The organism is Thiolinea disciformis DSM 14473, assembly GCF_000371925.1.
Classification (GTDB): domain Bacteria; phylum Pseudomonadota; class Gammaproteobacteria; order Thiotrichales; family Thiotrichaceae; genus Thiolinea; species Thiolinea disciformis.
This window is the reverse complement of record NZ_AQVE01000044.1, coordinates 1-10,908: the sequence shown is the minus strand read 5'-3', so window position 1 is coordinate 10,908 and position 10,908 is coordinate 1. Positions and strand designations below refer to the sequence as shown.

Here is a 10,908-nt window from a genome sequence, read left to right as displayed (position 1 = left end):
GAGCCGATAGCACCTTGAAGCAACTCTTGGAACGGTTGACACCTTTCAAACTGGCATTGTATTGCACGGATGATTGGGGCGCTTATGAGCGTTTATTGCCTGAAGATAAGCATTTAATCACTAAGCGCTACACACAAAGCATTGAACGGCAAAACCTGAATTTGAGGATTTGGATTAAACGTCTAGCACGCAAGACGATCTGTTTTTCTAAGTCTATCGAGATTCATGACAAAGTCATTGGAACCTGTATCGAAAGACGCTTCTTCAACTCCTTTAAATCATGACCAGATGATTCAACTCATTTAAGGGACTGCTTCAAGTTTTTAACTATTTCCATAGCAAAGAGTTTGCCTTTGATGCGCATCTTCACTTCCTAAGCTAGCTGCGTAATTTAACCAATAAACCGCCTCTAATTTTGTATCGTTTGTTTCACGAAATATTTTATATACAGCGTAAGCTGCTTTTTCATCCCTAAAAAGCAAAGCCTTAACTTCTAAAATACTTAACTCTATGGGCTCGAATTGATATCCCGTTAATCTAGAAGTAGGAACAAACAACGATATGTTTACCATGACCACATTTATAACGAGTAATATATATGGAAAAATAAGAATTAAGCAAAAAAAGTTACGAACAAATCTCATAATTTAATTTTCTCCATCAAATATACGCCAATTACTACTGGTTATAGTCATAAATGTGGGTTTACTTCTACCTCACCAAAGCTGATCTAATTTATCTCCAAAATATAAATGCCTGCTATTTATTATATTACTCTAAGCAATATGCAGAACCAAAATCCTGAGAAATTAAATTTTTAAAAATCTTAATAGCAAAAAATTCGACTTTGAAGCGCATCTTCACTTCCTAAGCTAGCTGCGTAATTTAACCAATAAACGGCCTCTAATTTCGTATTCTTTGTTGCATCAAATATTTCATATAAAGCGTAAGCTGCTTTTTCATCTCTAAAAAGCAAAGCCTTAACTTTTAAAATACCCTCATCTATAGGTTCAAATTCATAACTCATCAATCTAGGAGTAGGAGCAAACAACGATATGTTGGTCAAGACCATATTTATAACAAGTAAAATATATGGAAAAACAAGCATTAAACAAAATAAACTGCGAATAAACCTCATAATTTAATTTCTTCCATCAAATATACGCCAATAATTACTGATTACTTCCTGCTGCAGCGTAACTTACCACGGCATAGTTCATACTCGCATACACCCCAACACTGCATTTTTCAATATGATTTTTTATCTTAAAACTCAGTTTACTACTCTATAACTTTTCTTTTAAAGGAAAAATATTAATTAAATTAGAGTTGACAAATTACTTTTGCTAAAATATCTTTACCATTTGGCAGAACGTTTGGATCAATAATAAAACTACCAGATGCTATATAATTTCCAGTGGGGCAAGATTCGGTTTTAAGAGAAGCAGAGTCATTTGCAATATCGGTTATAACATACTCCCATTTAACCAAGATTTTCTCTTTCGCCTTTTGTAGATCAGGATGGAGTCCCCCCAAGCTATAATCCTTCTCCAACGTATCATTAGGTAAGAGAATAAAATTATCGCGTGCTGAAAAATCCTGAATTTTGAAAAGCCTTTTAAAATTCACTCGTTGATAATTTTGAAAAAAATCAAAGCTATAATGCATATCATGTAAAATGACCCTATGAAGCAATAAATTTCTAGTACTTTTATTGGTTATCTTCAATAATAATTCATAGGTTTTAGTTTGTTCTGAAAAAGATAAAGCATTGGTGACTTTTAAAAAATCATTATGGGCATTGTTTGACTCAGAATAATTACTAACAGAGCAAGACCCAATTACGGATAGAAATAATATAACAGTGAGCAGATTCAATTTCGAAATCATGATTTTTTAACTCACACTTTGGAAAAATTAAGAAATGCGTAATGAAAAAATAAAAACTCTATTCAAACTTTTATCACAACTAGCTCCCATAAAAACTAGATAGTACGATAGACCAATCTATATTTTTATAACCATATGAGAAAATTCTCAATAATAAATTTTATAGCTGTCTACAATTTTTGTTGTAGTGTAATTTTATTCTTATAATTTCCTTTAAATTAAAAGAAGAGTAAAGTATTTTTAAAATCAAAAAAATTCACTTGTGACCTACTATACCTAATTCTACAAGAGCCGAAAGACCTCTTTCGGTGAGAGCGACAACAACCTTTTTAGGAGGAGCATTTAAATATACAATAAGCGATTGCAGGAAAAATGCGCATGGGTTTGCTTTTGTTGGCGTTCTTGGATGAAAAGCACCATGTATAACATAGAGTGTTTGGGTTTCTGCATCCCAGTAAGTATTAAATCTCCCATAAAGATATGCTACTCCTCTAACGACATAGGGTTGCAACTTACTATCCTCAGGACGTTTTAATAAATTTGTCGTCATTAAATTTTTAACATCCTCATCTGTTATTTTATGAAATGGTTGATCTGCTACATAGGCATTAATTGCAATCGGTATTTTTTACAAAGGCACCTCTAGAAAATCTATTTCCCATTTTGTATCGTTAAACCTTGGGTCTCCATAAGGTACATCCCCATTGAGCCAACTTTTAAAATCAATTCCCCTATACAGCGGACTTGAATCACAAGTAGGCATATCAGGACTGGCATTAACAGTCTTCATTAAAATAAATAAAGATAACAGAAAATAACTTATGAATTTTGCCGTATAATTAACAATCATTTGGCTTACCTCTTAAAAATTTTACTTCTCTTTTCGAAATAGACTAACTCTACACCCTCATCATTGTATTTTCCCAACCTTTTTAATTTTCAGCTTCCTTACTATTATTCATATTATACTGATAATACTAATCGAAAAGGAGATGGACTACCTCATGCGCATGTGTTAATGCCGATGCATTTATAATTCAGTACCCTTTTAACCCGCTGCTAAACGAGGGCTAACAACTTTTGCCTCACGAATCGGCAAATTAGCGATAGCCGCAATGGTTGCCAAAGCCATATCCGCATACCACATCCAGTTATAATCCCCAAAGCGGGTAATCGCTAAGCCACCGAGATAAGCCCCTAAAAAGCCACCAATTTGATGGGTAAAAACAGTCAGGCCAAATAAGGTCGCTAAATAACGAATCCCAAATAATTTGCCTACAATCGCGGCAGTAGGCGGAACGGTAGCAAGCCATGTGAATCCTAAGCCAATCGCAAAGAGATAAAATGTCCATTCGGTACGCGGCATCATTAAATACCAAGCTACTAATAAGGCGCGTGAACCATACATAGCGGCTAAGACATATTTACTGCGATAGCGCGAGACACAATAACCTGCATAGAGACTGCCAAAAATATTAGCGAGGCCAATTAATGCTAAGGACCAACTCGCCACTGAAGGCGGTAAACCACATAAACCAACTTCACCAGGTAAATGAGTGACTAAAAAAGCGATATGGAAACCGCAAGTAAAAAAACCGAGGTGCAATAATAAATAACTTGGATTTTGCATGGCTTCTCCCACGCTCTGCCAAAAATTACCCGAGCTGGCTTGGGTAGGCGTTATTTTTTCTTTTTTATTGCCAGTTAAACGGGCAATCAAAGGCAGCGCAGACAAGGCCAAGCCTGCCATGACCCATAGTGCCCCCATCCAACCGAAGACTTGAATACACTTTTGCATGATTGGTGCGAACACGAACTGCCCTGCTGATCCCCCTGCATTAATCACACCGGAGGCTGAAGCCCGCGCCTCGAGCGGCAAACGCTGTGCGGCTGCACCCAGTAGCACCGAAAAACTGCCCGCCCCTGAGCCCATCGCCATTAATAAACCCAGCGAAACAGTTAAACCCCAAACCGAACTCATAAAAGGCGTAATAGCTACCCCTAAGGCTAAGCTTAATACTCCCCAAAGCAGCACTTGCTGTGGTCCAAAACGGTCGGACAAAGCGCCCGCGACAGGTTGAATCGCGCCCCACATCAATTGACCTATCGCTAAGGCAAAACTTAGGCTCGCAATCGTCAGGCCGGTTGACTCAGTAATAGGATTTATAAATAGACCCAAGGACTGGCGCGTCCCCATCGTGACCATCAAAATACCCGCTGCCGCGAGTGTGGTGAATAACACAGCGGGTTGGCGTAATTCCTTAAACATCGTGCATCCTAAACGCGCATAATTGAATGACGACTAGTTTAACTGGAGCGTGTCTTGGCAGGCTACGAACCACTCATTAATTTTGGTAGGCCTAGCTATGCCTGCTATACCCCAGCCGTACACGAACACCTAAAGTATAAGCTTTCTTAACTGCGCTAGACTTCTTATTTCAACCTATAAGACTTATTGACCACATCGGAGGCGCCATTTGATGAAACCTTTAGTCGTTCTTATCAGCACAGCACTCAGCTGCACACTCGCTTTTAGTGCGCAAGCCGAACCTATGGCAAAGTTGGAAAAGCAACTAACGGATGCCTTGCGTTATAACCCAAGCACTGGCGAACGAATCGGCAATTCCGGCAAAGCCATTCAGGCTTATATGAAAGCCGGTTTAGTGAATAAAAAACCGAATGTACGAGTGGATTACACGGATTACTATTTACTCAACAAGCCTGCGAGTTTTATGGGCCATCACTTGTTCATGATTGAAGAAGAATACCTGATTAAATACATTGGCTGCTGCGTAAGCGAGGGTGCGGGTGTTACGCTCCGTATCAGAGCCAGTGATAAGAATCTAAGAACTTTCGCCAAGCAAAATGGTTGCGCTGTAGAAGATGGGGTGAATATCACCGAACACCTTGATGATTTGGGCCTCAAAGCCTCAGCACCGGCAGGAAAATACATCACACTCAGTTGTCGAATGCGTGATGCTGTACGCCGTGATTAAGTAATAAAAAAATCCATTTAGCGGATTATGGTATTGATTTCGACCGAGATGCCGCCGCTAAGATTAGCAAGATCATGCTTTCCGTCGATGGCGTTAAAACGTAAACTAATTGCCACTCACTTAATTAAGCGAGTTACTCAACAGCCAGCCATAGCTACTATGCGCTGGCTGTTGCCATTTTGGCATTCCGAAGTACGGGTATTTCACGCATGACATTCTCTTTATCCGTGTTGGACTGGCTGTCTTTAGTGTGGTTTTTTGTCTGTTGGATAGGCTATACCCGCTTTTCCGGCTTTAAATTTAGTACTCGCAATCGCTTACAAGATGCCATGCATGAGCACATCAAAGCATGGATAGTAGCACTGCAAGCCAGAGATAATCGTATTGTCGATACCGCCGCCATTAGTAATATTGAACGAAATGGTTCTTTATTTACCTCAAGTACCCTGTTAATAATTGCGGGCTTGACGACCGCACTCGGCTCTAGTGATAAAATTAATGCTGTATTGGCTAATTTACCGTTTTTAACGCCCTCTTATTCATGGCGTGGTGAATTAGGTATTGTTTTAATGCTCATGGCATTTATTTACGCATTTTTTACGTTCACGTGGTGTATAAGACAATGGGCGTTTGCTTCGATTCTGGTAGGTAGCACACCCGCAGCTGATGCGCCAAATTTTGATGAAGCGGCGCGAAACCGTCATCAAGAAGCGTTGTCTAAAGTGATTTGGCTAGCGGTTTATCACTTTAATGCGGGCTTACGGGCGTATTATTTTAGCCTTGCTTTACTCGCTTGGTTTATACATCCATTGATTTTTATGCTAGCTACCGCTTGGATTGTAGCTGTGTTATACCGGCGCGAATTCAAATCTCGAACACTTAGCGCTTTACTCGCTGGTTTGCCAGAAACAACTGATTAATAGAAAAACTCACACACAAATAATTTAGTATGAAAACAACTCACTTTGCCCCTCAGCGGTTCAAATCTTTACTAGCCAGTGTGCTAGCTGTTTCACTCGCGTTAAACCCAGTACTTTTGAGTTATGCCGAAACGCCCGCCACAGCCGATCCGGCCGCAAAACCGGCATTGACGGTTAGCAGTACCAGCTTGCAACAAGAGGCTTGGGAAGTTGACATTCTAGCGGATGGTGTCATTACCGCGTGGCAAGAAGCGGTGGTTTCCTCAGAAATTGGTGGTTTACGCATCACTGAAGTACTGGTGGACGTCGGGCAAAGTGTTAAAAAAGGTGAGCCACTGGTCAAGCTCGCGCAAAATACGATTGAGGCCGATATAGCCCAACAAATGGCGGTTATTAATCAAGCCAAAGCGGAAGTCGCTCGGGTGCAGGCAGGTGTGTTACAAGCGCAAAGTAGTGTGGCTCAGGCAGAAGCCGCTGTTACACAAGCACAAGCAGGCCTCGCTCAATCGAATGCCACTATTGACCAAGCACAGGCTGGCTTAGCGCAAGCGAATGCAGGTGTCGCCCAAGCCACAGCCAATTTAACGGAGGCGCAAAGTAATGCTGAGCGTGCTAAACGCTTGCAAAGCACAGGCGCTTTGCCGCAGCAACAAATTGATCAATATTTCACAGCAGCCAGCACAGCACGTGCCGGTGTAGAGGGCCAAAAAGCTGGCGTTGCTGCACAACGTGCCACCCTAGAAGCACAGAAAGCAGGCTTAGCTGCACGTCAGGCAGAGGTTCGCGCTCAACAAGTCGGGGTTGAATCTAGTAAAGTTGCCGTCAAAGCTCAAGAAGCGGCCTTAGCTGCACAGCAGGCAGGTTTAAAAGTCCAAGAAGCTGGCTTGAAATCGCATGAAATTCGTTTGGCGCAAACCACCATTGTAGCAGCCGATGATGGGGTCATTAGCTCACGCACCGCTTCCTTGGGGGCAGTCGTACAACCCGGCTCAGAGCTCTTCCGACTCATTCGGAAAAACAAATTAGAATGGCGCGCTGAAATTTCTGCCAATGATTTAGGCCAAATTCGCGAGCAACAAACGGCTAATGTGACCTTGCCCACCGGTGAAACGGTCACTGGCGAAGTGCGTTTGATTGCACCCACCTTAGATCCAAATACCCGCCGTGCCACTGTTTATGTGAGTTTACCATTAGGAAGCTCAGCGCGTCCGGGCATGTTCGTACAAGGGTCTCTCAAACAAGGTTCGAGTAATGCCGTCACCTTACCCCAAACAGCGGTTATTTTGCGCGATGGTCGGCATTATGTATTTGAAATTTTGAGTGATAATCATGTGCGCCAGCATGAAGTAAAAGTCGGTCGCCAACGTAAAGATCGGGTTGAAATCTTAACCGACCTCGACCAGAAAATGCGTTTGGTAGCTAATGGTGGCGCTTTCTTAAATGATAATGATCTTGTGCAAGTGGTAGATCAGCCCAGCACTCCTGCGACATCGACTAGCTCTACTAAAGATACTAAGGAGGTTAAACCGTGAACGTTTCGTCTTGGTCGATCCGTAATCCGGTTCCGTCCCTACTCCTTTTCATGGTGTTGACCTTCTTAGGCATCCAAGGTTTTCGCGCCCTACTCATTCAACAATTTCCTGATATTGAATTGCCCGTGGTCGTGGTATCAGCCTCCTTGGAAGGTGCTTCACCGACGCAATTAGAAACCGAAGTAGCACGCAAAATTGAAGATGCGGTGGCTTCACTCAGTGGTATTAAGCATATTCAATCAACCTTAAACGATGGCTCAGCCACCATTGCAGTTGAATTTGATATCGAAAAAGATACCGAAGTGGCCTTGAGCGAAGTGCGTAATGCGGTGGACTCGATTCGCAGTGATTTGCCGGGCAGTATGAATGACCCAGTGGTCAGCAAAATTACTACCGCAGGCAATCCCATTATTACCTTCACGGTTGCCTCTGACCGTATGGATGAGGAGGCTTTATCGTGGTTTGTCGATAATGAAGTGTCCAAAGCCATGATGTCAGTTAAGGGGGTTGGACGTAGTTCGCGCATAGGCGGTGTTGATCGCGAAGTACAAGTCAATCTCGACCCAGCTTTAATGGCGGGTTTGGGCGTTACAACAGCGGACGTCTCCAATGCTTTAGGTAATATGCAAAAAGATGCCTCCGGTGGACGAGGTGATGTGGGTGGCGCAGTTCAATCGATTCGAACCTTGGGTGCAGTACAAACCGCTGATGATATTGCCGCCTTACCGATTCCACTAGCGGGTGGGCGTCATGTGCGGATTGATCAAATTGCTAAGGTGTCAGATACCCATGCTGAACGTTCTACCTATGCGTTATTGGATGGTAAGGATGTAGTAGGTTTTCAAATTACCCGTACCAAAGGGGCTGGTGAAGTGGAGACTGCTGCTAATGTACGGACAGCAGTTGAAAAGCTCAAAGCCCTTTATCCCAATATAAAATTTGAAGAAGCCTATGACACGGTTTATCCGATTCAGGAAAACTATTCTGGCTCGATGATGCTGATGCTAGAAGGCGCGGCATTAGCGATTTTAGTGGTGTGGATTTTCTTGCGTGACTGGCGCTCAACGATTGTGTCTGCCACCGCGTTACCTTTAGCCATTATCCCAACCTTTGCCCTGTTACACTACCTTGGCTACTCGCTCAACTTACTCACCTTATTGGCTCTCGCGCTGGTGGTAGGTGTCTTGGTCGATGACGCGATTGTGGAAGTGGAAAATATTGTGCGCCATTTGCACATGGGCAAAACACCTTATCAAGCAGCGATGGAAGCAGCGGATGAAATTGGCTTAGCAGTAATTGCGACCACTTTCACCTTGATTGCGGTCTTCTTACCAACGGCGTTTATGAGCGGCGTACCGGGCAAATTCTTCGAGCCTTTCGGGATGACTGCGGCCATTGCGGTGTTTTTCTCCCTAGTAGTCGCGCGCTTACTTACGCCAATGATGGCTGCTTATTTTCTAAAAGCGCCAAAACAACATAAAGAAGCCGACGGCTGGATCATGCGCCATTACTTGGTGATCATGAAATGGTGTATGCGCCATCGGATTTTAACAGCCCTGTTTGCTATCGCCTTTTTTGCCGGTTCACTTATGCTGGTTAAGTTTTTGCCCAAAGGCTTTATCCCCCCGGGCGATGAAGGTTTATCACAGATTTCCATCGAAATGCAGCCCGGCAGTACCATAGAGGAAACGCGTGTAGCCGCTGAGCAAGCACGTGCATTGGTACAGCCGATTGGTGAAATTAAACATGTCTTGTCGATTATTGGTTATGAAGCCGGTGAGGCTGGGCCTTTTGGTGGTGGTGGTGGAACCGATGCACGCAAAGCCACCTTAACCTTAGTCCTAACCCATCGTACTGAGCGCAAACTCACGCAACAAGCTGTGGAAAATGAAGTACGTAAGTTAGTGCAATCACTCCCAGGGGCACGTGTTAAAGTTGGGGCAGCCGGTGCAGAACGCCTTCAAGTTACCTTAGCCAGTGATGATGCCAATGCTTTGCAAGATAGCGTAACCATGGTTGAGAAAGACCTACGCACGCTAAAAGGCGTGGGCAATGTGATTTCTAGTGCTAGTTTGCAACGTCCGGAAATACATATTAAACCTAATTTTGAACGTGCGGCGGAGTTAGGCGTTAGTACCGTGGCTTTAGCCAATGTGGTACAACTCGCCACAGTAGGTGACTTTGAAAGCCGCTTGCCCAAACTCAATCTGCCACAGCGTCAGATTCCTGTGCGGGTACGTTTGGATAAAGCGGTAAGAAGTGATATGCAATCGATTAAGCAATTGCGTGTGCAAGGTCGCAGTGGCGACGTACCCTTGTCAGCCGTTGCTGATATTCAACTTAGCAGTGGCCCCACACAGATTAAGCGCTTAGATCGTAAACGCAATGTCTCGATTGATGTGGAGTTAAATGGACGTGCTTTAGGTGATGTCAGCGCCGAAGCCGACAAATTACCTAGTATGAGCAAACTGCCGCAAAGCGTAGAGCGTCCACCCTCTGGCGATGTGGAAAGTATGCAAGAACTATTCGGTAGCTTCGGTACTGCAATGTTAATCGGAGTTATGTTTATCTATGTGGTATTAGTCTTACTCTTCCACGACTTCCTACAGCCTATTACCATTCTCATGGCCTTGCCTTTATCCTTAGGCGGCGCTTTCGTGGCACTTTTACTCACGCATAGTAGCTTCTCCATGCCCTCAGTCATTGGCTTAGTGATGCTCATGGGAATTGTGACGAAAAACTCGATTCTATTGGTGGAATACGCCATTGTCGCGATTCACGAACGTGGTTTAGCGCGTTTTGATGCCTTGGTAGATGCTTGCCATAAACGGGCACGTCCGATTGTAATGACCACTATCGCTATGGGCGCAGGCATGTTACCTACGGCTTTAGGTTTAGGGGTTGACCCTAGCTTCCGCGCACCCATGGCAATTGTAGTCATCGGCGGCCTGATCGCCTCCACAGTACTGAGCTTATTGGTTATTCCGGTGGTGTTTACGTTTGTGGATGACTTCGAGCATTTACTCAGTCGTATTTTCCGTCGAAACAAGCATAAATCTATGCTGACGCCCGTTCCTACAGCGCTAACACCACCCAGTTCATAACACGTTTAAAATTTGGACTACAAATGATTACGGGCAGCCTAGGCTGCCCGTAATATTATGGTGAACTACTAAAAAACTAAATTATTTAGCAGGAGCCCACTCAGCACATACCCAACCTGGGCCAGGTTGACCAGCCATGCCACTCATGCCTGACATGCCGCTCATACCACCCATGCCTGACATACCACTCATGCCGCCCATGCCTGACATTCCGCTCATGCCACCCATGCCTGACATTCCGCTCATGCCACCCATGCCTGACATACCGCCCATGCCTGACATACCACTCATGCCACCCATTCCGGACATGCCGCCCATGCCTGACATGCCGCTCATGCCACCCATTCCGGACATGCCGCTCATACCATCCATGCCACCCATGCCTGACATTCCGCTCATGCCACCCATTCCGGACATGCCGCTCATACCGCCCATGCCTGACATTCCGCTCATGCCACCCATTCCG

Annotated in this window: 11 protein-coding genes; 5 read left to right on the top strand and 6 right to left on the bottom strand. The window is 44.0% G+C overall.

Going from position 1 to position 10,908, the window contains the following annotated elements:
* Positions 1 to 284, top strand: a 284-nt coding sequence (locus A3IE_RS0118890) for an IS1 family transposase (RefSeq protein ID WP_020394068.1), incomplete at its 5' end; no start/stop codon positions are given.
* Positions 285 to 323: 39 nt separating this feature from the next.
* Here the strand turns inward: A3IE_RS0118890 and A3IE_RS0118885 are convergent.
* The 5 genes from A3IE_RS0118885 to A3IE_RS0118860 form a co-directional block, all read right to left on the bottom strand.
* A complete protein-coding gene (locus tag A3IE_RS0118885; protein WP_020397182.1) occupies positions 324 to 644 on the bottom strand; it encodes a hypothetical protein in 321 nt (106 codons plus the stop codon).
* A gap of 182 nt (positions 645 to 826) precedes the next feature.
* Positions 827 to 1,138 (bottom strand): hypothetical protein, encoded by a 312-nt coding sequence (locus A3IE_RS0118880; RefSeq protein ID WP_020397181.1) that lies wholly within the window; start codon positions 1,136 to 1,138, stop codon positions 827 to 829.
* Between the two features lie 185 nt (positions 1,139 to 1,323).
* A complete protein-coding gene (locus A3IE_RS0118875) occupies positions 1,324 to 1,890 on the bottom strand; it encodes a hypothetical protein (protein ID WP_020397180.1) in 567 nt (188 codons plus the stop codon).
* A 256-nt stretch (positions 1,891 to 2,146) separates the two neighbouring features.
* Positions 2,147 to 2,440: a hypothetical protein gene (locus tag A3IE_RS0118870; protein WP_020397179.1), complete on the bottom strand. Its 294-nt coding sequence runs from the start codon at positions 2,438 to 2,440 to the stop codon at positions 2,147 to 2,149.
* Positions 2,441 to 2,938: 498 nt separating this feature from the next.
* On the bottom strand, positions 2,939 to 4,159 hold the full coding sequence (locus A3IE_RS0118860; protein WP_020397177.1) for an MFS transporter: 1,221 nt from the start codon (positions 4,157 to 4,159) through the stop codon (positions 2,939 to 2,941).
* Positions 4,160 to 4,370: 211 nt separating this feature from the next.
* Between A3IE_RS0118860 and A3IE_RS21415 the strand changes: the two genes are divergently transcribed.
* The 4 genes from A3IE_RS21415 (at position 4,371) to A3IE_RS0118840 (ending at position 10,442) form a co-directional block, all read left to right on the top strand.
* Complete coding sequence (locus A3IE_RS21415) at positions 4,371 to 4,886, top strand: hypothetical protein (RefSeq protein WP_020397176.1); 516 nt, start codon at positions 4,371 to 4,373, stop codon at positions 4,884 to 4,886.
* Positions 4,887 to 5,095: 209 nt separating this feature from the next.
* Positions 5,096 to 5,806 (top strand): DUF599 domain-containing protein, encoded by a 711-nt coding sequence (locus A3IE_RS0118850; protein WP_020397175.1) that lies wholly within the window; start codon positions 5,096 to 5,098, stop codon positions 5,804 to 5,806.
* A 29-nt stretch (positions 5,807 to 5,835) separates the two neighbouring features.
* Entirely contained in the window at positions 5,836 to 7,338 is a 1,503-nt protein-coding gene (locus A3IE_RS22365) for an efflux RND transporter periplasmic adaptor subunit (protein WP_020397174.1), read from the top strand.
* A complete protein-coding gene (locus tag A3IE_RS0118840; RefSeq protein ID WP_033407649.1) occupies positions 7,335 to 10,442 on the top strand; it encodes an efflux RND transporter permease subunit in 3,108 nt (1,035 codons plus the stop codon). The genes A3IE_RS22365 and A3IE_RS0118840 overlap by 4 nt, the downstream gene beginning before the upstream one ends.
* 81 nt (positions 10,443 to 10,523) lie before the next feature.
* Here the strand turns inward: A3IE_RS0118840 and A3IE_RS21405 are convergent.
* Positions 10,524 to 10,908: hypothetical protein (locus tag A3IE_RS21405; protein ID WP_020397172.1), on the bottom strand; the 385-nt coding region annotated here is incomplete at its 5' end.

What these genes read in the sequence shown, in the direction of transcription:
- A3IE_RS0118860 (WP_020397177.1), bottom strand. Translation starts at nt 4,159, where the DNA reads ATGTTTAAGGAATTACGCCAACCCGCTGTGTTATTCACCACACTCGCG.
- A3IE_RS0118870 (WP_020397179.1), bottom strand. Translation starts at nt 2,440, where the DNA reads ATGACGACAAATTTATTAAAACGTCCTGAGGATAGTAAGTTGCAACCC.
- A3IE_RS0118885 (WP_020397182.1), bottom strand. Translation starts at nt 644, where the DNA reads ATGAGATTTGTTCGTAACTTTTTTTGCTTAATTCTTATTTTTCCATAT.
- A3IE_RS0118850 (WP_020397175.1), top strand. Translation starts at nt 5,096, where the DNA reads ATGACATTCTCTTTATCCGTGTTGGACTGGCTGTCTTTAGTGTGGTTT.
- A3IE_RS0118880 (WP_020397181.1), bottom strand. Translation starts at nt 1,138, where the DNA reads ATGAGGTTTATTCGCAGTTTATTTTGTTTAATGCTTGTTTTTCCATAT.
- A3IE_RS22365 (WP_020397174.1), top strand. Translation starts at nt 5,836, where the DNA reads ATGAAAACAACTCACTTTGCCCCTCAGCGGTTCAAATCTTTACTAGCC.
- A3IE_RS0118875 (WP_020397180.1), bottom strand. Translation starts at nt 1,890, where the DNA reads ATGATTTCGAAATTGAATCTGCTCACTGTTATATTATTTCTATCCGTA.
- A3IE_RS21415 (WP_020397176.1), top strand. Translation starts at nt 4,371, where the DNA reads ATGAAACCTTTAGTCGTTCTTATCAGCACAGCACTCAGCTGCACACTC.